The following is a 24443-nucleotide window of genomic DNA, read 5'->3' as shown; positions in this document are numbered from 1 at the left end:
TGCGCAGCATCCCGCGCGGTTAAGGCAGCTGCCTCATACTCTTTTCCTCGTGAAGCGAGCCAGGGGGATCCTGCACGTTCTGGCGGTGACGGCGCTCGCGGGCGCCGCCGTCGTGGCGCCGGCGTCGTCCGGGGCCGCGGCGACCACCGCCGGCTGGGGGGCGTGGGACCCGCTCACCGGATCGGCCGGGGGCTGGTCGACCACGATGCGGCTGCCGGCGGCCGGCTTCCCCGCGGCCGCCATGACGTCGGACTCGCGCGGGGGCGTCGGCGTGGTCTCCGGGGCGTCGACGTGGTTGGCCGGGTCGACCCCGCCGGGTGCGGTCTTCGGCTCGAGCCGCGACCAGGCGTACGTCAACCTGCGGCCGCAGGCGGACCGCACGGGGTCGCCGTCCGTCACCACCTACACCTTCGAGCGACCGACGCCCGGCGGCGGCTGGGCGTTCGTGCTCGGGGACATCGACGCCGACAGCGCCACGGTCCGCGCGCTCGGTGCGGACGGCGAGCCGCTCACGAGCGAGGAGCTCGGCTGGCAGGGCGCGTTCAACTACTGCCAGGGTGCGGGGACGCCGTCGTGCACCGACACCGAGGTGCCCACCTGGAACCCGGCCACTACGACCCTCACCGGGAACGCGACGGCGACGGACACGAACGGCGCGAGCGGCTGGTTCCGGCCCACCGTGCCGGTCACGAGCCTCACGATCGCGTTCTCCTGGCGGTCGGGCTTCCCCGTCTACCAGACGTGGTTCGCCTCGCTCGCCCGTGACGTCGCGGGCACGGTCGTCCTCGACGACGGCGGTCCCCTCGCGGGCGCGACGCTCACCCTCTTCGGCCCGGACGGCACGGCCCTGGCCACCACGACCTCGGGCGCCGACGGCGGCTACGGCTTCGCGGGCTACACGGCCGCGCCCGGATACCGCGTGGAGCTGACCACGCTTCCCGAGGCGTCCGACGAGCATCCCTTCGGGCTCGTCGCGCAGGGCCCGACGACGATCGGCGACCTCGACCTCGGCTCCGACGACGCCACCGGGGTGGACTTCACGGCCCGCGACATCGAGCCGATCGCCGTCAGCGGCCGGGTGCTCGACGACGACGGCAACCCCGTGCCCGGGGTGACCGTGACGCTCACCCCGGCCGGCGGCGGCACCCCCTTCACCGCCGTGACGAACTCGGAGGGCCGCTACCTCGTGGACGACGTGCCGTGGGACGTGGGCGACCCGGCGGACCCCGACGACGACCAGCCGCTGGAGTACACCTTCGCCGTGACCGACGTGCCCGCCGGGTACACGGTGACCGGCACGCCCGACCCGATCACGGTCGGGGTGGACGACACGACCCCGAGCACGGGCAACGACGTCGTGCTGCAGGGCCCGGCGTCCGTGTCCGGCACGGTGACGGCGGGCGGCGAGCCCGTCGCGGGGGTGGTCGTGACGATCGACGGCCCGGACGGGCCCGTGCGCACCACCACGGCGGCGGACGGCACGTACGCGTTCGCGGGCGTCACCGCCGGGGCGCGCACCGTGAGCGTCGAGGCCCCGGACGGCTACGCGCCGGACGGCCCCGGCGAGCGCGCCGTGACCGTGGGCACCGACGACGTCGCGGGGGTCGACTTCGCCCTGGCGAGGCCCGGGGCGGTCGGCGGCACGGTGACGGACGACGCCGGCGACCCGGTGGCAGGGGCCACCGTCACGGTCGAGGGACCCGACGGCCCCGTCGTGCTGACCACGGACGGGGCGGGCGACTACTTCCTGGACGACCTCCCGCCGGGCGACCACACGATCACCCTCACCGTGCCCGACGGCTACACGGCGGACGCGACCGAGCGGCGGGTCACCGTCACGGCGGCGGGGGAGAGCTTCCTGGCGGAGGACTTCGGGCTCGTGGCGGAGCCCGTCGAGCCCACCGTGCACCCGGTGAGCGGTGCCGTGTCGGACTCCGACGGGGAACCCGTCGCGGGCGCGGAGGTGGTCGTGACCGACGCCGACGGTCAGGAGGCCGCGAGTGCCACCACCGACGACGAGGGGAGCTGGACCGCCGAGCTGCCCGCCGGTGAGTACACCGCCACCGTGACGCCGCCCGAGGGGTACGTGGTCGACGGCGACGCCGCGGTGGAGTTCACGGTCGACGACGCGGGCGTGACCGGGCTGGACTTCGTGCTCGCCGCGGAGGAGGCGAGCCCGACGCCGTCGCCGGACCCGTCGTCGCCCGCTCCCACCCCGTCGTCGGCCACGCCGGTGGACCCGGGCGGTGGCACCGCGGGCGGTCCCGGCGGCCTCGGTGCCCTGCCGGTGACGGGCGCCGCGGTGGGCGGCGCCGCGCTGGGCGCGCTGCTCCTCGTCACCGCGGGCGGGCTGGCGCTGCGCGCGTCACGGCGACGGGCGCGGGCCGAGGGCTGACGCCGTCCGGGGGGCGGCGTCACCGTTCGCCGCCTGGCCACGACGCGGTCTCCCGGCCGCGTGGTCAGGCGGTGAGCATCCCCGTCGCCGTACGCACCAGCTGCTCCTTGAGCACACCGAGCGGCGGGGTGTCGAGGTCGCCGTGCTCGTCGTCGGCCTCCCACGACGCGAGGGTGGCGACCACCATGCGGGACACCATCGCGACGCGGAGCCCCGCCAGCGGCTCGATGCCGTCGCACGCCACCGCACGCATCAGGTCGGTGAGGTCGAGCGTCGTGACGAGCGGGACCTCCACGCCCTCGTACCGCTTCACGTCGCGCCGCACCCAGTCCATGTAGATCAGCGGCCGCTGCTGCAGCACGGCGGCGAGGTACCGCGCCCACGCGCTGGGTCGCATGCCGTCCACGGCGTCGACGAACGGGATCACGTACGCGCGGACCAGCGCCTCGGCGTCGCGCTCGTCCCCGGCCGCGACCAGCTCGGCGACCAGCCGCGCCCGGTGCTCGTTGATCGGCTTCGTGCGCCAGTGGAAGATCGCGTCGAGCATCGTCTGGCGCGAGCCGAAGTGGTACGTCACCGCGGAGTTGTTCCGGTGCCCCGCCTCGCGGACGATCGCCCGCGAGCTGGCGCCCTCGAGCCCGTACCGTGCGACGAGCCGCTCCGTGGCGGTCATGAGGGCGAGCTGGGGCGGCGACGGGTCGAGCACTGCGCGGAGGTCGGCGCGGGACATCCTCCGAGCCTAGCGACGCCGCGCCCGTCGCCGGGACCGCTCCCAGTGGCCGCGCCGGGCCGCTCGTCGGAGCTCGCACGGTCGGGTACCTTCCGGGGTGCCCGGACTCGGCGAGACACGCTCGGCCGGACCGGGTAGGAAGGGCACGCAACGTGGCGGGACGAGGAAGTGGACGGCTCCTTGCACTCTGAAGGTCAGGGCACTCGGGACGCCGGGGGCGCGCACGCGTTCGGGCAGCTGGGTGCGCTCCTGCTCGACGCGGGGCTCTCGGTCACCGACGTGCGCCTCTCCCTGGAACGGTCCTTGCGGCACGGCATGGCGCGGTCCGCCCGCGAGCCGGCAGGCGCGACCCACGAGCGGCTGCGGTTCGACGTCCTGCCCGACGTCGTCCTCGTCAGCCGGGACGCCACGGGCGAGGTGACGCTCGTGGGGGCGAAGGGCGACGACCTGTCGTTCCGGCAGGCGGCGCACGCCGGGCGCCTCGCGCGCGAGGTCGAGTCGGGCGCGGTGCCCGTCGCCGCGGCAGCCCACCGGATCGAAGCGATCCGGCGGCTCGCGCGCCCGCACGCGTCGGCCGGGTGGGTGCTCGGCAGCGCCGCCGTGGCGGCCGGGCTCGCCATCGTGTTCCGGTGCCCCTGGTGGGCCGTGGTGGTCAGCGTGCTCGCGGGCGCCCTCGTCGGGATCCTCTCGCTGCTGCTGCGGCGGCTCGACGGCGCGACCGCCGTCGTCCCGTTCCTCGTGGCGCTCGTGTCGACGACGGCGGTGGGCGCGGTGGCGTCCGCGCTGGACCTCGGGCCGGTGCCGCTGTTCGCGGTGTGCGCCCCGGTCGCCGTCCTCGTCCCGGGGGCGCTGGTGACGAACGCGCTCCTGGAGCTCACGGCGTCCGACATCGTGACGGGCGCGGGGCGCCTCGCCTACGGCGTCATCGTGCTCGGCATGATGGCGGTCGGGATCTCCGCCGGCTCCGCGCTCACGGGGCTCACGCTCGACCCGTCGTCGGCCGCGCTGGTCGGGGACGTCCGGTCGACGACGGCGGACGCCGGCGGGTGGCTGGCGATCCCGCCGCAGTGGGCGTCCTGGGCGGGGGTGGTGGTGCTCGCGATCGGGGTCGGCCTCGCGTTCGGGTCGGGCCGGCGCCTCACCGTGCTCAACGTGGGCGTCATGACCTGCACCTTCGGTCTCCTGTCCGTCCTGTCGCCGTGGATCGGGCCGGAGGTCGCGGCGGGCGTGACGGCGGCGCTGCTCTTCGTCGCGGCCCGGCTCATCGAGCAGGGGATGGTCGCCCTGCCCAGCGCGGCCACGTTCCAGCCGGCGTTCCTGCTGCTGGTCCCGGGCACGGTGGGCCTGGTCGCGCTGGCGTCCACGGACCTGGGCTCGCTGGAGTCGTCGCTGATGACGTTCGTCAGCCTCTGCCTGGGCGTGAAGATCGGCGCCCTGCTCGCCGACGCGACGGTGCGCGGCCGCCCGGCCGGGGAGACCGCGTGACGGCGAGCCGTCCGGCGGGTCAGCCGCCGAGGGACGTCCAGTGCCCCTCGGAGACGACCTCCACGTCGCCGTCGACGACGGTGATCGCGGTCTCGTCGTCGATGGCGTACGCGGGGTTGCCGAGGCCCGCCGCCCACCGCTCGGCCGCGGGGAGGGTGTTGGACGGCAGCATCGGGTGGTCGAGGTGCGGGAAGAGCGAGAAGTCGACCAGGCCCAGCGTGGCGTCGTCGCCCGACGGCGGGGTCCACTGGACGAAGTACTGCCCGATGCGCGGGGTCGTCACCATGCTGCCCGCGCTCATCCCCACGTAGACCGTGTCCGTCAGTGAGGGCAGGAGGTCCGCGAACCCGGACTCCCGCATCCAGTGGTGCAGGTACAGGGAGTCGCCGCCCGACACGAGGAGGACGTCGGCGTCCCGGACGCGCGGCACCCACAGGTCCTCGTCGATGGAGGGCAGCGCGGTCAGCTCGAGCACGCCGACCGACCTCCACCCCAGCCCGGTCATGTGGTCGGTGGCGCCGGAGACGAAGCCCCACACGTTCGGGCCCGGGCCGACGGCCGGGTGCCCGTACAGGGCGGTCGGGATGCACAGCGCGGTGCAGTCGGCGACGGGTCGTCCCAGGAGCCGGAGCAGTGCGTCGTGGATGGTCGCGTTCCGCACGCCGGCGGAGGTGAGCAGGAGCCGCACGATGCCTCCCGGGGGGTCGAGGTGGACGCACCGTAGACCCCGGTGGACGGGCGGACTCATCGCCGCGGCCGTGGGCGAGGGGTGCTCGGTGTCCCGCTGAGGTAGGTTCGCCGCACACGGTGCCCGACGCAACCGTCCGCCGTGCCCAGGACTCGAGGGGGAGCACCGCACATGGTCGTCACCAGGAAGATCCTCACCGCCGTCGTCGGGCTGGGACTCGGCGCGGGGCTCGTCGCCACGGCGACGTCGGCCGCCGCCGCGGCCCAGGGCGGCGTCACCTTCTGGGCGAGCGCGTCGTTCACCGGCACCTCGGTCACGCTCCCGGCGGCCGACGGCTGCACGGCGCTGCCGTTCGTCGCCCACGCGGAGCTCAACGAGAGCGCGTCCGGGATCGACGTGTACGCGACGACGGACTGCAGCGGCCCCGCGCTGCACTTCCCGACCGCCGACATCCACAGCTTCGCCGGGTTCGACGGCCGCAGCTTCCGCGCCTCGAGCTGACGCCCCACGACGGCCCGCCCGCGCCTACGCTGCCCCGGTGCTCGAACCCGCCCCGCTGATCGCCGGGCTCCCGTGGACCGGGTGGGCCGTCGCCGCCCTGGTCGCCCTCCTGGTCGGCTTCTCGAAGACGGCGCTGGGCGGACTGGGGATGATCGCCGCGGCGCTCATGGCCCTGGTGATCCCCGCCAAGGACTCGACGGGCGCCGTGCTCCTGCTGCTGGTGACCGGCGACGTCGTCGCCATCTGGGCGTACCGCCGCCACGCCGACTTCCGCGTCATCGGGCGCCTCCTCGCGCCGGTGCTCGTCGGCGTGGCCCTGGGCGCCGTCTTCCTGCGGCTGGTCGACGACGAGGTCATGCGCCGCACGATCGGTGCGATCCTGCTCGGCCTCCTGGTGCTCTCCCTGTGGCGCGACCGGCTGTCCGTCGAGTCCCGCGCCGCCACCGTCGGGTACGGCGGCCTCGCCGGGTTCACCACGATGGTGGCCAACGCCGGCGGCCCGCCGATGAGCCTCTACCTCCTCGCCGCCGGGTACGAGAAGTGGCGCTTCCTCGGCACGTCGGCGTGGTACTTCTTCACGGTCAACGTCATCAAGCTGCCCGTCGCCGTCGGCGTCGGGATCGTGCGCGCCGAGACGGTGGCCCTGTGGGCGGTGCTCGTGCCGCTCGTGCTGGTGGGCACGTGGGCCGGGCGCAAGGTCATCGGGCGCGTGGACCAGCGCCTCTTCGAGCGCCTCGTCACCGTGCTCGTGGCGGTCGCGGCCCTGATCCTGCTCCTGCTCTAGCCAGGTCGGTCCGTCGAGGCGCCGTCGCGGGCGAGCGGTCTGCGGCTCGGCTCGCAGCCGAGGAGGCTGAGCTTCCGGACGAGCGGCGCGACCCGGTGCGGCTCCACGTCCAGCTCGAACCCGGCCAGCCGGAGCGTGCCCCGCACCGCGCGGGGCACGTCGCGGTCCCTCAGGTAGCGGTGCAGAGCGCGCGACGACGCCCCGCGTCCCGTCACCACGACCGTCGCGGGGGCGCCCCCGGCGCCGACGACGACCCGCACCGGCCGCAGCGGGACCAGCACCCCCGAGAGGCCGCGCGACACGCCGTCCACGGAACCCAGCATGAGCAGCTGGAGCGCCGCCCAGGCGCCGGGCCACAGCCCCGGAACCACGAGAGCGGCGACGAGCAGCCACAGGAGCGCCCCGCGGACGACAAGGCGGAGGCAGACCGCGCGCCGGGCCGGCAGCACCACTCCGTGACCCACGGCCCCTCCTCTCGCGTGACGCCGTCACATCCTGGCGGAACCGCGCGGGAGGGAACGAGCCCCGACGGGGTGAAAGGTCGTCGCCCGGTTTGCGGTCTGACCGGCACCCGCAGACCGTCCGGACGGATCGAGCGTGCTGGATTGCTCCTCACACATCCCGATGAGGATCAATCCAGCACGCTCGATGGAGTCCCGGGGGCGGCGGTCAGGCGTGGCCGGCGGTGGCGTGCTCGCGCTCGCGCAGGGCGGCCGTCTCCAGCTGGATCGTGGAGTGCTCGACGGAGACGGGGAAGTGCTCGGCGACGCAGGTGCGGATGCGCTGCAGGATGGCGGGTGCGTGCCCGTCGGCGAAGCACGCGTCGTCGACCACCACGTGCGCGGAGATGACGGGCAGCCCGGTGGCGACGGTCGAGGCGTGCACGTCGTGCACGTCGCGCACGTGGTCGAGCGACAGCATGTGCGCGCGGACCTCGTCGAGGTCCAGCCCCTCGGGGGTGTACTCCATGAGCACCCGGAACGTCTGGCGCATGATCGCGAACGCCCGCGGCACGATGAGCAGCGCGATGAACAGGCCGGCGATGGCGTCGGCCCGCTGGTAGCCGGTGGTCGCGATGACGACGGCGGCGACGATGACGCCGAGCGAGCCGAGCGCGTCGTTGAGGACCTCGAGGAACGCGGCCCGCATGTTGAGGTTCGCGCCGCGGCTCGACGACAGGATCGCGATCCCCACGACGTTCGCGACGAGGCCCACGACGCCGAAGACGAGCAGCTCCGTGGACGGCACGTCGGGCGGCGCGACGAGCCGGCGCACGCCCTCGACCGCGGCGTAGGTGCCGACCGCGACGAGCAGCGTCGCCTGGCCGAGCGCGGCGATGACCTCGATGCGCCGGAAGCCCCACGTGCGCCGCTTGTCGGCGGGCCGCTGCATGAGCGTCGCGGCGACGAGGGCCACCAGCAGCCCCACCGCGTCGGTGAGCGCGTGCGCGGTGTCGGTGAGCAGGGCGAGGCTGCCGGTGACCGCCGCCCCGACGGCCTGCGCGACGACGATCGTCGCGGTGATGCCGAACGCGATCGCGAGCCGGCGGCGGTGCGCGGGCGCGACGGCGGCGTCGCCCGCGGGGCCGTGGCTGTGCCCGGCACCCATCAGGAGGCCTCCACCGAGGTGTGCTCGTGCTCGTGCGGGTGCATGAGGTGCGAGCAGAGGGTCACCTGGTCGCCGGTGGCGTCGAGCAGGCGCTCGGCGCCCGCCAGGAGCCCGGCCAGCAGGTCGGGCTCGGCGAGCGAGAACCATGACGCGCGGCCCTCCGTGCGCACCGTGACCAGGCCGCACTCCCGCAGGCAGGCGAGGTGCTTGCTCACGGTGGACTGCGCGAGGTCGAGGTGCTCGACCAGGTCGCGCACGCGGTGCTCCCCGAAGGCGAGGTGCTGCAGCAGCGCGAGCCTGGTCGAGTCGGACAGCGCGTGGAAGAGGTCGGCGAACGCGCCGGTGGCCACCCGGTCGATCGCCGGCCTCGCCCCCGGAATCTGCATCGTCATACGGCGATGCTATCGCCGCTCGGCTATCCCGTCCATCGGCCGACCCGCCGTGCGGTCATCCCGCCGGCGCCTCCCCCGTGACCCGCGCGAAGCCCCTCCGGTCTCCCGACCTGCGGCGGCGCGGTGGTTGTCCCGGTCACGTTTGACTCTCAAATTTACAGCGCTGTATGTTCGCTCCGGCCCGTCGCCGAGACGGGTATGACCGTGGTCGAAGGAGACGTCACGTGGGATCGAAGACGACTGCCGGCCCTCCGCCGAGGGTGAGCCGGCGCTCGTTCCTGGCGGGGGCCGCCGGGGTGCTGGCGGCCGTCCCGCTGGCGGCGTGCGCCGCGCCCGGAGGCAGCGGGGCGAAGCGCACGGAGATCACCTTCTACGAGCAGAAGCAGGAGGTCATCGCCTACTTCGACGACCTGCTGCGGCGCTTCGAGGGTGAGCACCCGGGGATCCGGGTCGTGCACGACTCGACCACCGCCATCGCGCCGCAGTTCGTGCGCGGCGAGCCGGGCGACGTCGGCTGCTTCAACGACAACCTGGAGCTCGCCCGGTACATCTCCCGCGGACAGATGGGCGACCTCTCCGGGCTGCCCTCCGCGGCCCGCGTGCGCACGGACATCAGCGGGCTCACCGACCAGTACGCGACGTACCCCGGCCGCACCAGCGTGCTGCCGTACTCGCTGGCCGCCGCCGGCGTCATCTACAACAAGGCGATCTTCGCGAAGCACGAGCTGCCGGTCCCCACGACGTGGACCGAGTTCGTGGAGGTCTGCACCGCGCTGCAGAAGGCGGGGATCACGCCGGTCTACGCCACCGACCGGGACACCTGGACCCTCTGGCAGGGCCTGTTCGACTACTCGGTGGGCAGCCTGGTCGACACCGGTGCGTTCTTCGGCCGGATGAACGAGCTCGGCACCGACGTCGGGCCGGACTCCGACGTGTCGTTCTCGACGACCCTGGCCGTGCCGATGGAGCGGGCCAGGACGATCTCGACGTTCTTCAACCCCGACCACGCCGTGCGCTCGTACGCCGACGGCAACCTCGCGTTCGGCAAGGGCCAGGCGGCGATGTACCTCCAGGGCCCGTGGGCGCTGAGCCAGATCGCGATGGTGGACGACTCCCTCGACGTCGGCACCTTCGCGCTCCCGGTGAGCGACGACCCCGACGAGCGCCAGGTGCGCGTCAACATCGACCTCGGCCTGTACATCCCCGCCGCCACGCCGCACCGGGCCGAGGCCGAGCAGCTCGTCGAGTTCCTCATGCAGCCCGAGATCATCAACGCGTACAACGCGGACAACCTCGCGTACTCGACGCTGACGGACGCCCCGGCGCAGCAGGACGACCGCCTCGCCGGGCTCCAGTCCTACGTCGACGACGCCGCGTTCTACCAGGGCGCCGGCACCTTCGTCCCGACGTCGATCCCGCTGGGCAACTACCTGCAGACGGCGATCCGCACGGGCAACTTCGACGGGATGCTCGCGCAGCTCGACGCCGACTGGCGCCGCCTGGCCGGACGGGCGGCGACGGTATGACCCGCCCCGCCCACCCCCGCGATCGAGAGGACCGAGCGTGACCACCCAGACCACGGCGGCGCGCGTCGCCGCGCCGGCACCGAGCGCCCCGCGCGGCCGCGTCCGCCGGCGCCGCGGGCGGCCCGAGCCGATCGCCTACCTGTTCCTCGTCCCCGCGCTGGTGGTGTTCACCGTCTTCGTGGTGGGGCCCGCGCTGGTCGGCATCTTCTACAGCTTCACCGACTACGTCGGCTTCGGGGGCTGGTCGTTCCTCGGCGTGCGCAACTACGTGGCGCTGCTCGGGGACCCGGGCATCCGCAGCGCGTACGGGTTCACCCTGGGCTTCGCGCTCGTGACGGTGGTCCTGGCGCAGGTGATCGCGCTCGTCCTCGCCATCGGCCTGTCCAAGCGGATCCGGTTCGCGGCGGGGCTGCGGGCGATCTTCGTCATCCCGATGGTCGTCTCCGGGATCGTCGTCGCCTACGTCTTCAACTACCTGTTCTCGAACACGCTGCCCGCGTTCGCCACGGCGGTGGGCCTCGACCCGCTGACCGACAGCATCCTCGGCAACCCCGACCTGGCCTGGCTCGCGATCGTCGTCGTCTCCGCCTGGCAGACGATCCCGGGCGCGCTGCTCGTCTACACGGCCGGGCTCACGTCGATCCCGGGCGACCTGTACGAGGCCAGCTCGCTGGACGGCGCGGGCCCCTGGCGGCAGTTCCGCTCCATCACGCTCCCGCTCATCGCCGGGTTCGTCCTCATCAACACGATCCTGGGCATCAAGGGATATCTCGGCGTCTACGACGTCATCGTCGGCCTCACCGGCGGCGGGCCGGGCAACGCGACGAGCAGCGTCGCGATGACGATCTTCGGCGGCTTCACCGGCGGCGACTACGCCTACCAGATGGCCAACGCGACGGTCTTCTTCGTGATCACGGTGCTCATCTCCGTGCTGCAGCTCGTCGTCTCCCGTGGAAGGAACATCCGCCTGTGACCGCCATCGCCACGACGAGCGAGCGCCGCTCCCCGGCGTCGCCCGGCCGCCCGCCGCGCCGCCGCCCCGCCTCCGCCCGGTCCCGGCGCACGAGCTGGCCCCTGACCGTCGCGCTCGCGCTGTGCTCCCTCACGGTGCTCGCGCCCCTGTACGTCACCGTCACGATGGCGTTCAAGACCAGCGGCCAGTCGGTGGACGGGAACGCGTTCGCCCTGCCGGCGCCGTTCAACCCGCAGAGCTTCGCCGAGGCGTGGCAGCTGACCCGGTTCCCGGTGTCGTTCGGCATCTCGGTCGGCGTCGCGGCGCTCACGGTCGCCCTGACGCTGCTGCTGAGCTCCCTGGCGTCCTACGCGATCGTCCGATACTGGTCGCACCGCTTCTTCCGGTGGTCGTTCGTGTACCTGCTGGCGTCGATGTTCCTGCCGTTCCCCGTGATCGCGCTGACGGAGATCAAGCTCACCGCGCTCACCGGCCTCGACAACCCGCTCGGCGTCGCCATCCTGCACGCCATGTTCCAGCTCGCCTTCAGCGTGCTGCTGTTCTCGGCGTACCTGCGCTCGATCCCGGTCGAGCTGGAGGAGAGCGCCCGCATCGACGGCGCGACGACGTGGCAGGTCTTCTGGCGCATCGTCCTGCCGCTGCTGGGCCCGATGATCGCCACGGTCGGCATCTTCGCCTTCCTCGCCTCGTGGAACGACTTCATGCTGCCGTCGATGATCGTCTCCGACCCGACGATGCAGGTGCTGCCCGTGGTGCAGAACATCTTCCAGAGCCAGTTCGGCACCAACTACAACGTGGCGTTCGCGTCGTACCTCATGGCGATGGCGCCGACGATCGTCGTGTACCTGTTCGCCCAGCGCTGGGTGATCAGCGGCATCACCCAGGGCGCGGTCAAGAGCTGACCGGACCGGCACGACCACCAGCACGCACCACCCGAGGAGCTCCCGTGACCGACACCGTCGACACCCTCGACACCACGCCGGCCCTGCCCACCGTCCGCCCGCTGCCCGGGTCCGCCCCGCGGGGCCGCGCGGACCAGGAGGTGCGCGGCGACGGCTGGCGCGTCACCGTCCTGACCGACAGCCTGTTCCGCGTCGAGTGGTCGCCCGACGGCGCCGTCGAGGACCGCGCCTCGACCTTCGCCGTGCGGCGCGACCTCGGGGCGGCGGAGTTCTCCGCGCGGCCCGTCGGGGACGGCGTCGAGATCACGACCGCGCGGGCGTGGCTCCGCTACGACGGCCGGGAGCCCTCGGCCCACGGTCTCGTCGTCGAGCTCCGCGGCGCGGACTCGGGCCGCTGGCGCTTCGGCGAGCCGACCCACGACCTGGGGGGCACGGCGCGCACCCTCGACGACGCGGACGGCCGCCTCCCGCTCGAGCCCGGCGTGGTGTCGCCGAACGGGATCGGCGTCGTCGACGACTCCGCGTCGTTCCTGTTCACCGACGACGGCTGGATCGGCACGCGGCCCGAGGGCGGCCGGGACCTCTACGTCTTCGCCCACGGCCGCGACTACGCCCGCGCGGTCCGCGAGCTGTACGCCGTGTCCGGCGCGCCGACCCGCCTGCCGCGCTGGGCGCTGGGGAACTGGTGGAGCCGGTACCACCCGTACTCCGCCGAGTCGTACCTGGAGCTGATGGACCGGTTCGACGAGGAGGGGGTCCCCTTCTCCGTCGCGGTCATCGACATGGACTGGCACCGCGTGGGGTCGGTGCCGGAGCGGTTCGGCAACGGCTGGACCGGGTACTCGTGGGAGCCCACGCTGTTCCCCGACCCGGAGGCGTTCCTCGGGGCGCTGCACGCCCGGGGCATGCGCACCACGCTCAACCTGCACCCCGCCGACGGCGTCCGCGCGTTCGAGGACGCCTACCCCGCGGTGGCCGAGGCGGTGGGGATCGACCCGGCGTCCGAGACGCCCGTGCCCCACGACCTCACCGACCCGGCATTCCTGCGCGCCTACTTCGAGCTGCTGCACCACCCGCTCGAGGAGCAGGGCGTGGACTTCTGGTGGATCGACTGGCAGCAGGGCGGCACGTCCTCCCTGCCGGGCGTCGACCCGCTGTGGCTGCTCAACCACTTCCACCACCTCGACGCCGCGCGCCACGGCGGCCCGGGGATGACGTTCTCGCGGTACGCGGGGCCGGGCAGCCACCGGTACGCGGTCGGGTTCTCCGGCGACGCGGTCGTGTCCTGGGAGTCGCTCGCGTTCCAGCCGGAGTTCACGGCCACGGCGTCGAACATCGGGTACTGCTGGTGGAGCCACGACATCGGCGGCCACACCCGCGGCGTGCGCGACGACGAGCTGGCGACGCGGTGGGTGCAGTACGGCGTGTTCTCGCCGGTCCTGCGGCTGCACTCGGCGAACAACCCCTTCATCCGCAAGGAGCCGTGGGCGTTCCCCGCCGAGCACCGCCGGGCGATGGGCGACGCGCTGCGCCTGCGGCACCGCCTCGTGCCGTACCTGCACACCATGAACCACCGCGCGGCCGCGGGCACGCCCCTGGTGCGGCCGATGTACCACCTCGAGCCGCACCGGCAGGAGGCGTACGGCGTGCCGAACGAGTACGCCTTCGGCTCCGAGCTGCTGGTCGCGCCGGTGGTGACGCCGCGCAGCCGGGAGTCGCTGCTGAGCCGCACGCGGGCCTGGCTGCCGGCCGGCCGCTGGACGGACGTCGTCACGGGCGCCGTCTACGGGGGCGACCGCCACGTCGACCTGCACCGTCCGATCGAGTCCGTGCCGGTGCTGCTGCGCGACGGCGGGATCCTGCCGCTGGCGGCGCCGTCCGAGCGGGACGCGACCCGCAACCCCACCGCCCTCGAGGTGCTGGTCGCCCCGGGCGCCTCCGGGCACCTGGACCTGGCCGAGGACGCCGAGGACGACGCCGCGGGCCCGGGCGACGGCGCCGGCCCTGCGGCCAGGACGCCGCTCGCCTGGGACCGCGACCGGCGCGAGCTGACCGTCGGCGCCGTCACCGGGCGCGGCGACGTGGTGCCCGCCGAGCGCGAGTGGACGGTCACGTTCCTCGCGCTGCTGCCCGCCGGCGAGGTGACCGTGGACGGCGCCGTGGTGCCGGTGACGGGCGAGGACGGCCGCTGGAGCGTCACGTTCACCGCCGCGGCCGGTGCCGGCGCGGTGGTCCGGGTGGGCGCGCCGCTCCGGGTGGGGGCCGACCCCGCCGAGGCCGTGCGCGCGGTGCTGGAGCGCGCCCAGACGGGCAACCCGGAGAAGCTCGCGGCCTGGGAGGTCGTGGCCAGCGGCAGGCCGACGGTCGAGCGGGTCGCGGAGCTCGAGGGCGTGGGCCTGCCCGACGACGTCCGCACCGCCGTCGTCGAGCTCCTCGCGACCGTGGTGGACGCCCCGGCGTGACCTGACGGCCCGGCCTTCGCGGAGGGGTACGCCTCAGCGAAGGCCGGGCGCGGCGCCCGGCCCCGGGGCGCTCTCGCGCACGAGCAGGCTGTGCCCGACGGTCACGTGCCGGCCGGGCGCGTCGGTGCCGTCGACGCGCTCCAGGAGCAGGTCGAGCGTCCGCGCGGCGAGCGCGGTCGTGTCCGGGGCGATGCTCGTGATGCTGGGGGTGGTGCTCGCGGTGAGGACCGTGGCGTCCCAGCCGACGATCGCGACGTCGCCGGGCACGTCGCGGCCGCGCAGGTGCAGCGCGCGCAGCGCGCCGATGGCGGCGTGGTCGTCGCGGCACAGCAGGGCGTCCACCGGCAGGCCGCGGTCGAGGGCGGCCCCGAGGGCGTCCTCCGCGCCCAGCGCGTCGCCGGCGGGCCGGGGGACGAGGAGCGCGTCGTCGACGGCGAGCCCGGCCTGCTCGAGGCCCCGGCGGTAGCCCTCGATCCGGAGGCGGGAGGTGTGCGACAGCTCGCCGGTCTCGTGGCCGAGGAAGCCGATCCTGCGGCACCCCGAGCGGACGAGGTGCGCGACCGCCTCGCCCGCGGCGGCGACGTTGTCGATGGTGACCTGGTCGACCCCCGCGGCCCGCGGGGCCTCGCCGAGCAGGACCATCGGGGTGCCCCGGCCGTGCTCCGCCAGCTCCCCGGCGGACAGCGCCTGGGGGTGCAGCACGATGCCGTCGACGATGCCGGCGTCGCGGTCGCGCAGCACGGCCAGCTCGCCGTCGCGGCTGCCCCCGGTCTCCTCGAGCAGCAGCCGGTACCCGCGCTGGGCGCACGCGCGGGCGAACAGGTGCGCGAGCTCGGCGAAGTACGGCCAGCGCAGGTCGGGGAAGGCGAGCGCGAGCATGTTCGAGCGGCCGGTGGCGAGGCTGCGCCCGCGGACGTCGGGCCGGTAGCCGAGCTCGTCGATCGCGGCCCGCACCCGCTCGCGCATCGCCGGGCTGACGTGCTGGTAGTCGCGGACGACGTTGGAGACGGTCTTCATCGACACGCCCGCGTGCGTCGCGACGTCCTGGAGCGTCACTCTCTTCACGGGGTTCACCGTAGCGTCGGCACGACCCGTTTACAGCGCTGTATAGTCGCGGTCGTGACGACGACGACCACCGCGGCGACGACTGCCGGCCACGCGCTCGACCACCTCCCGCTCGCCTCCCGCCAGGACGGCACGTACCCGCGGCCGCAGCTGATGCGGGCCGGGTGGGCCTCGCTCGACGGCACGTGGGACTTCCGCCACGACGACGCCGACGCGGGCCTCGCCGCGGGCTGGGCGTCGGGCCTCGGCGAGAGCCGCGACATCACCGTGCCGTTCCCGCCGGAGTCGGCCGCGTCGGGCGTCGCCGAGCCCGGGTTCCACCCGGTGGTCTGGTACGCGCGCACGATCCGCCAGGCCGACCTCGAGGCGGCCGGCCGGTCCGCCGCGGCCCCGCGCGTCCTCCTCCACCTCGGGGCGGTCGACCACCGCGCGTCCGTGTGGGTCGACGGGGCGTTCGTCGGCGAGCACGAGGGCGGCCACACGCCCTTCACCCTCGACGTCACCGCGCACCTCGCCGACGACGCCGAGCACCTGCTCGTGGTGCGGGCCGAGGACGACCCGCACGACCTCACCCAGCCCCGCGGCAAGCAGGACTGGCACGAGGACGCGCACGCCATCTGGTACCGCCGCACCACCGGCATCTGGCAGACGGTCTGGCTGGAGGCCGTGCCCGCCACGAGCGTCGAGCACCTGCGCTGGCTGCCCGCCGGCCCGGCCGCCGTCGACCTGACCGTCCGGCTGCGCGGGCCCGTGGCCGCGGGGACGCGGGTGCGCGTCGCGCTCCGGTTCGACGAGCGCGACGAGGACCTCGGCACCGTCGAGGTCACGACCGTCCGCACGACGTCCGCCGTGGACGTCAGCGTGCCGCTCGCCCGGCAGCGCAACGGCCAGGCGGAGGACGAGCTGACCTGGTCGCCCGAGAGGCCCCGCCTGGTGGACGCCGTCGTGTCGCTGCACGACGCGGACGGCGCGACGCTCGACGCCGTCTCGTCCTACCTGGGCGTGCGGAGCCTCGGGGTGGGCGACGGCGCCTTCCTGCTCAACGGGTACCCGTACGACGTGCGGTCCGTGCTCAACCAGGGCTACTGGCCCGAGAGCCACCTCGCGGCGCCGTCCGCCGCCGCCCTGCGCCGCGAGGCCGAGCTGATCAAGGAGCTCGGGTTCAACGCGTGCCGCATCCACCAGAAGATCGAGGACCCGCGCTTCCTGTACTGGGCGGACCGCCTCGGCATCCTCGTGTGGGGCGAGACCCCGGGCGCGTACGAGTTCTCGCCCGTCGCGGTGCAGCGCCTGACCCGCGAGTGGATGGAGGCGGTCGACCGCGACGTCTCGCACCCGTCGATCGTCACCTGGGTGCCGTTCAACGAGTCGTGGGGCATCCAGCACGTCGCGGACGACCCGGCCCAGCAGGCGTACTCGCGCGCGCTGACCGACCTGACGCGCGCGCTCGACCCGTCGCGGCCCGTGATCTCCAACGACGGGTGGGAGCAGCAGAACACCGACATCCTCACCGTGCACGACTACGAGGGCGACGGCGCCGTGCTCGCCCGGCGGTACGCCGACGACGACGCCCGGGCGCGCGTCGTCGGGGGCATCGCGCCGTCGGGCCGCCGGCAGCTGGTGGGCGGGTGGTCCGACGCCGGGCAGCCGGTCATGCTCACCGAGTTCGGCGGGGTGAACTACCAGCCCGGGGACCAGCGCGCCGACGGCTGGGGGTACACGGCCGCGCAGGACGGCGACGACTGGGTCGCGCGGGTCACGGCGCTGTACGACGCCGTGCGCGCGAGCGGCTTCCTCGCCGGCTCCTGCTGGACGCAGCTCACGGACACCATGCAGGAGACCAACGGCCTGCTCACCGCCGACCGCGAGCCCAAGGTGCCGGTGGAGCGGATCCGTCGCGCCGTGACGGGCGAGCGGTGACGGTCGGCGAGCTCGACCGGGAGATCTGCGCCGGGCCGTGGGTCGGCCCCGGCGGCGAGCCCGGCGCCGTCGCGCCGCCGGTCTTCCAGACGAGCCTCTTCACCAAGCCCACGTTCGGCGAGTTCGTCCGGCAGCAGGCGGCCGAGCACGAGAACTTCGTCTACAGCCGGGGCACCAACCCGACCGTCGCGTTCCTCGAGCGGCAGCTCGCCCTCCTGGAGCGGGGGGAGGCGGCGAAGTGCTTCGGCTCGGGCATGGGCGCGATCGGGGCCGTGCTGGGCGGGCTGCTGCGCAGCGGCGACCACGTGCTGTTCGTCAACAACGTCTACGGGCCCACCCTGGAGCTCGCCCGCCACCTGGAGCGGTTCGGCGTCGAGCACACGGTCGTGACCGACCCGCACGCCGACCTCGAGGAGCACCTCCGCGACAACACCGCCCTGGTGTACGTGGAGAGCCCGGGCACGATGCTCATGCGGGTCGTGGACCTCCGCGCGCTGACGGCGCTCGCCCGCGGCCGGGGGATCCGCACCGCGATCGACAACACGTGGGCGACGCCGCTGTTCCAGAAGCCGCTCGAGCTGGGCGTGGACCTCGTGATCCACTCGCTCACCAAGTACGTGGGCGGGCACAGCGACGTGACCGGCGGCGCGGTGATCGGCTCGGCCGAGCTGCTCCGCGAGGTGTTCTACCGCGGGCACCAGCTCTTCGGCGCCGTGATGTCGGCGATGGAGGCGTCGCTGGTGCTGCGCGGGCTGCGCACGCTGCCGGTGCGGATGGAGCGGCACCAGGCGAACGCGCTGCGCGTCGTCGAGCACCTGCAGCGGCAGGACGCGGTGGCCGCCGTCCACCACCCGTACGCCGACCCCGGGCCGGGCGACGCCCTGGTCCGGTCGCAGCTCACGGGCTTCTCCGGGCTGCTCAGCCTCGAGCTGGGTGGCGGCACGTTCGCGACGGTCGAACGCTTCGTCGACGCCCTGCGGGTGTTCCGCATCGGCGTGAGCTGGGGCGGCTACGAGAGCCTGGTCAGCTCGCCCGTGCGGGCGGACAACGCCGACCGGCTGCGGGCCGACGGGCTCTCGACCGGCCTCGTCCGGCTGTCCGTCGGGCTCGAGGGCGCCGACGCGCAGCTCGACGACCTCGACCGGGCGCTCGCGCTGCTCTGAGATCCCGCGCCGGCCGGGGGTCGCGCGCCGCGGTCAGCGCCGCGGGAGGTCGACGACGGGCAGCTCGTGGGCCGTCCGGTCCGCGCCGCGGACGCGCCGCAGGACCACCCACGCGCAGGCCGCGGACAGCACCTCGCCGGCGGCGAGGGCCGCCCAGGTGGCGGCCGGGCCGTGGCCGCCGAGCACCAGCACCAGCGGGATCCGCACCACCAGCAGGGTGCCGATCGACAGCACGTAGGAGGGGCGGGCGCGGCCGAGCGCCTGGAAGTAGGCGGAGACCAGCGGCGTCACCCCGGCCACGGCGAACCCGACGGCGAGGGTGCGCAGCGCGCCGGTCGCGACGTCCACGACGTCCTGCTCGTCGACGAACAGCCGCACGAGCGGCTCGGCCAGCAGCGCGACGGCGACCGCCGCGCCGGCGCCGTAGATCACGGTCGCGCGCAGCGCGAGCCTGCGGGCGCGGGCGACGCGGGCGCCGAGCCGCGCCCCGGCGTTGTACCCGACGATCGGCTGCAGGCCCTGGCTGATGCCGGTCTGCGGCATGGTGACGAACGTCTGGATGCGGGCGCACAGCGCGAACGCGGCCAGCGCGACGGCGCCGCCCGCCGCGCCGTCGCGCGCGAGCGAGAGGTTGACGAGCACGGTGAGCAGCGTGGTGCCGAGGCCGGCGAGGAACGACGGCGCGCCGACCCCGAGGACGGCGCGCAGGGTGGGGCCGTGCGGGCGCAGGTCGCGCCACCGGACCCGGTACGGCCGGCACCGCTGGAGGAAGAAGAACCAGACGCTCATCCCCGCGGACACCGCCTGGCCACCGACCGTGCCGAGCGCCGCCCCGCGCACGCCCATGTCGAGGCCGAAGATCAGCAGCGGGTCCAGGGCGATCTGGACCAGCACCGGCACCAGCCAGAGCAGCGTGGAGAACAGCATCCGACCCTCGGCGCGCACGAGGGCGGAGAAGCCGGTGGACACGATCGCGCCCGCCAGGATGACCACCGCGTAGTCGCGCGCGTAGCCGCGCGTGGCGCCGGTCGCGCCGAGGCCGGTGAGCAGCGGTCCGAGCAGCGCCAGGCCGGCCACCGTGGTCACGACCGCCGCGCCCCAGAACACGACGAACGCGTTCCCCGCGGCACGGGCGGCGCGGGCCGGGTCGCCCGCGCCGAGGCTGCGCGAGACGAGGGACGCGCCGCCGATCCCGACCGTCGTGGAGACCGCGCCCAGCGCGAGCAGGACGGGCGCGACCAGGTTGACGGCCGCCATCGCCGTCGGGCCGACGCCGCGGGCGACGAACCACGCGTTGGTGAGCGCGTAGACGCCGTAGACCCCCACGGACAGGGTGGTCTGGGTGCACGCGTGCCACAGCAGCCGCCCGACCGGGCGGGTGCCGAGGGTGTCGGCGGCGGCCGCGGTGGTCACGCCGCCTGCGACCGGGCGCGCCCGAGGAGGGCCATCGCGACGTCGAGCTGCTCGCGGGCCCAGCGGTACTGCTCGGGGGTCTGCTGCCGGTAGGTGGTCTCCACGAGCATCACGACGGCCAGCCACAGCGTGTACAGGCGGCGCCGCGTGCGCTGCCCGTCGGTGAGCTCGGTGAGCCCGAACCCGCGCTGGAACGGCGCCGGGTCGGGGAAGACGGGCAGGTCGAGGCCGGTCAGCCCTGCCTCGATGAGCGGGTCGCCGAACATGGCGCGCTCGTGGTCGATGACGGCGACGATGCGGCCGTCCCGGATCATCGAGTTCTTCATCCACAGGTCGATCTCGACGAGCCGGGGCTCCGTCACCTCGTCGAGCACGTCGGCGTGCGCGGCCCACGTCGCGCGCACGACGTCCGGGTCCCAGCCCAGCTCGACGCCGGCGCGCTCGCCGTCCGCGAGCACGCCGTGGAACGTGGCGGTCGACGCCTCGCGCCAGGTCGTGAAGCCGGGACCCTGGAGCGGCCCGAAGTGTGGTCCGACGATCGCGTTGAGCGCCCGGTTGGCCTCGCCGAGGCGCTCGAAGCCGACCTCGACCTCCGCGGGCGTGAGCTCGCCGGTCTCGGCGGCGATGCCGAGGCACAGGGCGTCCACGTGCTCCATGACGAACCAGTCCGCGTCGACGAGGTCGTGCGAGAGGTCGGCGTGGTCGACGCGCGGCACGGGCACGGCGGACTCCCGCTCGACCAGCGCCATCGCCGCGAGCTCGTTGCGCATCATGCCGCGTTCGTGGGTGAGCACCTCGACGTGCGCGGGCGGGGCGATCTTCAGCACGACGCGGCGCCCGTCGCGCAGCTCCAGCCGGTACAGGGCGTTGAAGAAGCCGTACGTCAGCTCGGTGGCGAAGTCGTCGCCCTCGGGCACGAGGTCGGCTCCGTAGGCGCGCTCGATCATCGCGCGCAGGGTCGCCGTGGGCTGGCGGTTCTTGGTGACGCTCTCCATCGGTCCTCGTCCTCGGGGGGGTGCGGCGGCGTCGCGCGACCAGGGATGGGAGCGCTTCCAGAGGCGCGCCCGGTCCCTCGTCGGCGAGGGGGTACCCCGCGAGCATAGACGAGCCCGCACGCTATGCCTACCGATCGGTAAGGAAAGATCGGACGGCCTTGCGCAGGGTGCGCGTGGGCCCGGGAAGCGGCTGAGAGACTGCTGAGCGGGTGAAGTTTTCGCGCGCCGGACGCCGACGCCGCGCACCGCGGGACGGCGGGTCGGGGGCTCGACGGCGACCGGGCGGGCCCCGCGAGCCCCGGCATCCCGGGCTTCCGCGCCCCCGACGCCCCCGGCGACGACGCCGGGCGCCGGTTCCCGGTACCGCCGGTCCCGGGCGGTCCGGGAGGCGGTTTCAGCAGGCACATATCACGGGCGCCTGAATAAGATCCGCGCGGCTCACCTCTCCCCTCGAAAGGGTCCCCATGCGCATCCTGTCCAAGCTCGCGGTCACCACGGTGGCGGCGGCGTCGCTCCTGCTCGGCACCGCCGTCGCGCCCGCGACCGCGACCGCCGCGACCGGCCCCGCGATCGACGTGACCTCCGTGAAGGTCACGCCGTCCAACGGCCGGTACGCGATCAACTACAAGACCAAGGGCTACGACGTCCGCACCACGGTCAAGGTCGGTGACCTCAGCGGCTTCGGCAAGTACTGGTGGGCGGACATCTACGCCGACGTCTACAAGGGCTCGCAGCGCGTGGCGTCCAAGGCGAAGCTCGGGGTCGTCGCCTCGCAGAACTACAAGAGCCTCGACCAGTACCTCGAGGCGAAGAACTGGTGGGGGCGCGGCGACTTCAAGCTCAAGAACGTCCGCGTCGTGATCGACCACGACTACGACACGTCGACCCCGAGCATCACGCTCAAGGACGGGAAGTACTCGGGCGGCACGTTCAAGATGCGCTCGGACATCGACGGCAAGCTCAAGTACGGCAACGTCATCCGGGTGACCTCGAGCGGCAGCCACAAGACCGTGAAGGTCGGCCTGAAGAAGTTCACGACCTCCGGCTGGCACTCGTACTCGTACGCCAAGGTGAAGGTCCAGTACAAGAACTCCACCGGCTGGCACACGCGCAAGACGATCACGCTGGACAAGTCGGGCCTGCGGACCTACAAGTTCACGGCCTCGCACAAGTACAAGTACCGCATCTCGATCGCGCCGACGACGAAGATCGCCGGGGGCACGACCACGGCGACCCCGAAGATCTGACGCCTCGCACCACGCGCGAGAGGGCCTCCGGCCCGGGGACGTCCCACGTCCCCGGGCCGGAGGCCCTCTGGCCTGTCAGGAGCCCGACAGGGCTCAGCCCATCCGCGCGACGGCGTCCGTGAACTCCCAGTGCCACGGCTCGTACTTGGAGCCGCCGGGGCGGGCCCAGTCGGGGTTGTCCCACCCGAAGGCGGGGGCGTTCGCGGCGAGCCAGGCCCACCGCGCGCCCGCGTACGTCTCGGGGCAGATGTCGACGGCGAGGCCCCAGCCGTGGTTGGACGTGCCGGGCGGCGCGGCGAGGTAGCCCTTGGCAGCCTTCGTCGCGACCTGCTGCGCGTAGCTGCGGAAGCCGTCGGTGATGCACATCGGCTCGCCCCACGCGGCCTGGTACGCCTCGTTGAGGTTGGCGAGGGCGACCGCCGCGTCGGCTCGGATCTGGGAGCGGCCGTCCCACAGCGTGCAGAGCTCGGTGGTCGGGATCTGCCCGTTGGTGCCCGTGCCGGCCGCGAACCCGTCGCAGCCCGGCAGCACGGGCGGGGCCGCCTCGATCTCGCCGCCGTCGAGCGTCTCGACCGACATCGTCGCCTGGTCGGACACCGTGATCTGCGCGGCGCCCCCCGCGGTGGTGCGCACGGTGCTGGCCTTCGCCGCGCCCTGCGCGGCGGCCTTGGCCCCCGCCTTGGCGTCGGAGCGCGCCCCGCTGCGGGAGGCCGCGCCGTCGCGGTCGTCCACCGCCGCCGCGGCCGCGGCGGTGATCGACTCCAGCGCGCCGGTCGTGGGCTGGTCGTCGCCCTCGGGCGCCATGGCCTGCGGCGCGATGGCGGTGAGCGTCGTCGTGGTGGCGACGGCGACCGTGAGCCCGACGCCGAGGCTCGTCCAGCGGCTCGGCCCCCGGCCCTTGCGCGGCTTGCGGGCCGGCACGCGGCTCGGCACGTGCGACGGGGCCCGCCCGGGCGTGGCGACGTGCGTCGGGCCGAAGACGTGGACGTGCGGGAACGCGGGCGGCGGCTCGGGAGTCGGCTGGGCGACGCGGACGGGCTCGGCGACGCGGGCGGGTGCCGCGGTCTGCACGGGCCGCGGGATGCGGGCCTCGCGGACCGGCGCGGCCTCCCGGAGCGATGCGGCGACGCGGACGGGCTCGGCGACGCGGACCGGCTCGGCGACGCGGACCGGCTCGACGACGAGGGGTGCCGGGGTGTGCGGCCGCTCGGCGGCGACGGGGCGGGGGCGGCCACCGCGGCCGGGGTCGCGCCGGCTCGGGTACGCCCGTGCGGGGGCCGGGGCGGCCTCTGTGGTCGTCATCGCGCGGACCGTGCGGCAGCGCAGGTGGAGCCGGGGGCGCCGCGTCGTGCGGTGTCCCGAAGAACGTGGGGTGTCATGCGACCTCTCTCAGTGCCTGGACCGCCGGGCAGAAGGTATCGCACCGGCCGGTCAAAAGTCACGAAACGATCACGGCAGGGGGTGCCCGCCGCCGGGGCGACCGCGGGCGGTGCGCCGACCCGAGGGCCGACGCACCGCCGGCGGTCACCGGGACGCGAGGAGCTCCTTCATCTGCTGGATCTCGTCGGTCTGCGTGTCGACGATGGCCTGCGCCATCGCGACCGCGTCCGCGTCCTCGCCGTCGGAGACCTCGGCCTGCGCCATCTCGACCGCTCCCTCGTGGTGCACCACCATCTGCTCGAGGAAGAGCCGCTCCGCGTCGGCGCCCTGCGCGTCGTCGAGCGCCTGCATGTCGTCGGCCGTCATCATCCCGTCGCCCATGCCGGCGTGCCCGTCGGCCGCGGGCTCGGCGTTCCAGGCCTCGAGCCAGCCGGTCAGGGTCTCGATCTCGGGGCCCTGGGCGGCCTTGATCCGCTCCGCCAGGTCGACGAGCTCCGGGCTGGTCCCGTCCTTGGCGAGCAGGGCGTCGGCCATCTCGATCGCCTGCTCGTGGTGGGGGACCATCATCTGCGCGAACATCACGTCGGCCGCGCCGGCCTCGGACGCCGAGCCGGACGGGTCCTCCGTCGACGGCGACGCGCCGGACATCCCGGCCATGTCGTGGCCGCTCCCGTCGTCGCTGCCGCCGCCGGTGCACGCGGCGAGGGAGACGGCGACGACGAGCGCGAGCGCGGGCACGCGGGCGCGCGCCAGGAAGGTGTGCTTCATGGGGGTGGTACCTCTCTCGGTGGGCTTCCGCTTGCCGGGCCCGTGC

21 protein-coding genes are annotated in these 24443 nt (G+C 74.3%); 11 read left to right on the top strand and 10 right to left on the bottom strand.

Annotated features, from left to right (window positions below):
* Nucleotides 1-49: 49 nt before the first annotated feature.
* Complete coding sequence (locus tag ACFU5J_RS01670; protein ID WP_430577599.1) at nt 50-2395, top strand: carboxypeptidase regulatory-like domain-containing protein; 2346 nt, start codon at nt 50-52, stop codon at nt 2393-2395.
* 64 nt (nt 2396-2459) lie between these two features.
* On the opposite strand, the gene ACFU5J_RS01665 is transcribed toward ACFU5J_RS01670, so the two are convergent.
* Entirely contained in the window at nt 2460-3125 is a 666-nt protein-coding gene (locus ACFU5J_RS01665) for a TetR/AcrR family transcriptional regulator (RefSeq protein ID WP_430573572.1), read from the bottom strand.
* 180 nt (nt 3126-3305) lie between these two features.
* Between ACFU5J_RS01665 and ACFU5J_RS01660 the strand changes: the two genes are divergently transcribed.
* On the top strand, nt 3306-4610 hold the full coding sequence (locus ACFU5J_RS01660) for a threonine/serine exporter family protein (protein ID WP_430577598.1): 1305 nt from the start codon (nt 3306-3308) through the stop codon (nt 4608-4610).
* Between the two features lie 19 nt (nt 4611-4629).
* Here the strand turns inward: ACFU5J_RS01660 and ACFU5J_RS01655 are convergent, their stop codons facing one another.
* Entirely contained in the window at nt 4630-5298 is a 669-nt protein-coding gene (locus ACFU5J_RS01655) for a Type 1 glutamine amidotransferase-like domain-containing protein (RefSeq protein ID WP_430577597.1), read from the bottom strand.
* Between the two features lie 171 nt (nt 5299-5469).
* On the opposite strand from ACFU5J_RS01655, the gene ACFU5J_RS01650 reads away from it, so the two are divergent.
* A complete protein-coding gene (locus ACFU5J_RS01650) occupies nt 5470-5799 on the top strand; it encodes a hypothetical protein (RefSeq protein ID WP_430577596.1) in 330 nt (109 codons plus the stop codon).
* A 37-nt stretch (nt 5800-5836) separates the two neighbouring features.
* Nucleotides 5837-6583: a sulfite exporter TauE/SafE family protein gene (locus ACFU5J_RS01645; protein ID WP_430573568.1), complete on the top strand. Its 747-nt coding sequence runs from the start codon at nt 5837-5839 to the stop codon at nt 6581-6583.
* On the opposite strand, the gene ACFU5J_RS01640 is transcribed toward ACFU5J_RS01645, so the two are convergent.
* The 3 genes from ACFU5J_RS01640 to ACFU5J_RS01630 form a co-directional block, all read right to left on the bottom strand.
* A complete protein-coding gene (locus tag ACFU5J_RS01640; RefSeq protein WP_430577595.1) occupies nt 6580-7047 on the bottom strand; it encodes a hypothetical protein in 468 nt (155 codons plus the stop codon). The genes ACFU5J_RS01645 and ACFU5J_RS01640 overlap by 4 nt on opposite strands.
* 205 nt (nt 7048-7252) lie before the next feature.
* On the bottom strand, nt 7253-8191 hold the full coding sequence (locus ACFU5J_RS01635; protein ID WP_430577594.1) for a cation diffusion facilitator family transporter: 939 nt from the start codon (nt 8189-8191) through the stop codon (nt 7253-7255).
* Nucleotides 8191-8583 (bottom strand): ArsR/SmtB family transcription factor, encoded by a 393-nt coding sequence (locus ACFU5J_RS01630; RefSeq protein WP_430573565.1) that lies wholly within the window; start codon nt 8581-8583, stop codon nt 8191-8193. The genes ACFU5J_RS01635 and ACFU5J_RS01630 overlap by 1 nt, the downstream gene beginning before the upstream one ends.
* Nucleotides 8584-8807: 224 nt before the next feature.
* Here ACFU5J_RS01630 and ACFU5J_RS01625 point away from each other — a divergent pair, with 224 nt between their 5' ends.
* Genes ACFU5J_RS01625 through ACFU5J_RS01610 form a run of 4 tightly spaced genes read left to right on the top strand, consistent with a single transcriptional unit; the run spans nt 8808 to nt 14446 of the window.
* The gene (locus ACFU5J_RS01625) at nt 8808-10109 is read left to right on the top strand and encodes an extracellular solute-binding protein (RefSeq protein ID WP_430577593.1); all 1302 of its coding nucleotides are present in this window, start codon (nt 8808-8810) and stop codon (nt 10107-10109) included.
* A gap of 37 nt (nt 10110-10146) precedes the next feature.
* On the top strand, nt 10147-11082 hold the full coding sequence (locus tag ACFU5J_RS01620) for a carbohydrate ABC transporter permease (RefSeq protein ID WP_430573563.1): 936 nt from the start codon (nt 10147-10149) through the stop codon (nt 11080-11082).
* Nucleotides 11079-11984: a carbohydrate ABC transporter permease gene (locus ACFU5J_RS01615; protein WP_430573562.1), complete on the top strand. Its 906-nt coding sequence runs from the start codon at nt 11079-11081 to the stop codon at nt 11982-11984. The genes ACFU5J_RS01620 and ACFU5J_RS01615 overlap by 4 nt, the downstream gene beginning before the upstream one ends.
* Before the next feature lie 44 nt (nt 11985-12028).
* Nucleotides 12029-14446, top strand: a complete 2418-nt coding sequence (locus tag ACFU5J_RS01610; RefSeq protein ID WP_430577592.1) for a TIM-barrel domain-containing protein — start codon at nt 12029-12031, stop codon at nt 14444-14446.
* A 33-nt stretch (nt 14447-14479) separates the two neighbouring features.
* On the opposite strand, the gene ACFU5J_RS01605 is transcribed toward ACFU5J_RS01610, so the two are convergent.
* The gene (locus ACFU5J_RS01605) at nt 14480-15511 is read right to left on the bottom strand and encodes a LacI family DNA-binding transcriptional regulator (RefSeq protein WP_430577591.1); all 1032 of its coding nucleotides are present in this window, start codon (nt 15509-15511) and stop codon (nt 14480-14482) included.
* A 54-nt stretch (nt 15512-15565) separates the two neighbouring features.
* Here ACFU5J_RS01605 and ACFU5J_RS01600 point away from each other — a divergent pair, with 54 nt between their 5' ends.
* Both ACFU5J_RS01600 and ACFU5J_RS01595 read left to right on the top strand, forming a co-directional pair.
* Nucleotides 15566-17431, top strand: a complete 1866-nt coding sequence (locus ACFU5J_RS01600) for a glycoside hydrolase family 2 protein (RefSeq protein ID WP_430577590.1) — start codon at nt 15566-15568, stop codon at nt 17429-17431.
* Nucleotides 17428-18594 (top strand): trans-sulfuration enzyme family protein, encoded by a 1167-nt coding sequence (locus tag ACFU5J_RS01595; RefSeq protein ID WP_430577589.1) that lies wholly within the window; start codon nt 17428-17430, stop codon nt 18592-18594. Before ACFU5J_RS01600 ends, ACFU5J_RS01595 begins: the two co-directional genes overlap by 4 nt.
* A 33-nt stretch (nt 18595-18627) precedes the next feature.
* On the opposite strand, the gene ACFU5J_RS01590 is transcribed toward ACFU5J_RS01595, so the two are convergent.
* Together ACFU5J_RS01590 and ACFU5J_RS01585 are read right to left on the bottom strand one after the other, a co-directional pair.
* Nucleotides 18628-20007 (bottom strand): MATE family efflux transporter, encoded by a 1380-nt coding sequence (locus tag ACFU5J_RS01590; RefSeq protein WP_430577588.1) that lies wholly within the window; start codon nt 20005-20007, stop codon nt 18628-18630.
* Nucleotides 20004-21002 carry a phosphotransferase family protein gene (locus ACFU5J_RS01585; protein ID WP_430577587.1) on the bottom strand — a complete coding sequence of 333 codons (999 nt, stop codon included), beginning with the start codon at nt 21000-21002 and terminating at the stop codon, nt 20004-20006. Before ACFU5J_RS01585 ends, ACFU5J_RS01590 begins: the two co-directional genes overlap by 4 nt.
* 464 nt (nt 21003-21466) lie before the next feature.
* Here ACFU5J_RS01585 and ACFU5J_RS01580 point away from each other — a divergent pair, with 464 nt between their 5' ends.
* Complete coding sequence (locus ACFU5J_RS01580; protein ID WP_430577586.1) at nt 21467-22249, top strand: hypothetical protein; 783 nt, start codon at nt 21467-21469, stop codon at nt 22247-22249.
* A 93-nt stretch (nt 22250-22342) separates the two neighbouring features.
* On the opposite strand, the gene ACFU5J_RS01575 is transcribed toward ACFU5J_RS01580, so the two are convergent.
* Complete coding sequence (locus tag ACFU5J_RS01575; protein ID WP_430577585.1) at nt 22343-23551, bottom strand: D-alanyl-D-alanine carboxypeptidase family protein; 1209 nt, start codon at nt 23549-23551, stop codon at nt 22343-22345.
* 222 nt (nt 23552-23773) lie between these two features.
* The gene (locus ACFU5J_RS01570) at nt 23774-24397 is read right to left on the bottom strand and encodes a DUF305 domain-containing protein (RefSeq protein WP_430577584.1); all 624 of its coding nucleotides are present in this window, start codon (nt 24395-24397) and stop codon (nt 23774-23776) included.
* Between the last annotated feature and the right edge of the window lie 46 nt (nt 24398-24443).

Origin of the sequence: Isoptericola sp. NPDC057559 (assembly GCF_042801555.1) — a bacterium.
In the GTDB taxonomy this organism is placed as follows: domain Bacteria; phylum Actinomycetota; class Actinomycetes; order Actinomycetales; family Cellulomonadaceae; genus Isoptericola.
Note: the sequence above shows the minus strand (reverse complement) of the source record. Positions and strands in the feature narration are given on the sequence as shown.

Coding starts and splice junctions, on each gene's coding strand:
- ACFU5J_RS01665 (WP_430573572.1), bottom strand. CDS start 3,125: ATGTCCCGCGCCGACCTCCGCGCAGTGCTCGACCCGTCGCCGCCCCAG.
- ACFU5J_RS01650 (WP_430577596.1), top strand. CDS start 5,470: ATGGTCGTCACCAGGAAGATCCTCACCGCCGTCGTCGGGCTGGGACTC.
- ACFU5J_RS01635 (WP_430577594.1), bottom strand. CDS start 8,191: ATGGGTGCCGGGCACAGCCACGGCCCCGCGGGCGACGCCGCCGTCGCG.
- ACFU5J_RS01630 (WP_430573565.1), bottom strand. CDS start 8,583: ATGACGATGCAGATTCCGGGGGCGAGGCCGGCGATCGACCGGGTGGCC.
- ACFU5J_RS01585 (WP_430577587.1), bottom strand. CDS start 21,002: ATGGAGAGCGTCACCAAGAACCGCCAGCCCACGGCGACCCTGCGCGCG.
- ACFU5J_RS01580 (WP_430577586.1), top strand. CDS start 21,467: ATGCGCATCCTGTCCAAGCTCGCGGTCACCACGGTGGCGGCGGCGTCG.
- ACFU5J_RS01575 (WP_430577585.1), bottom strand. CDS start 23,551: ATGACGACCACAGAGGCCGCCCCGGCCCCCGCACGGGCGTACCCGAGC.
- ACFU5J_RS01570 (WP_430577584.1), bottom strand. CDS start 24,397: ATGAAGCACACCTTCCTGGCGCGCGCCCGCGTGCCCGCGCTCGCGCTC.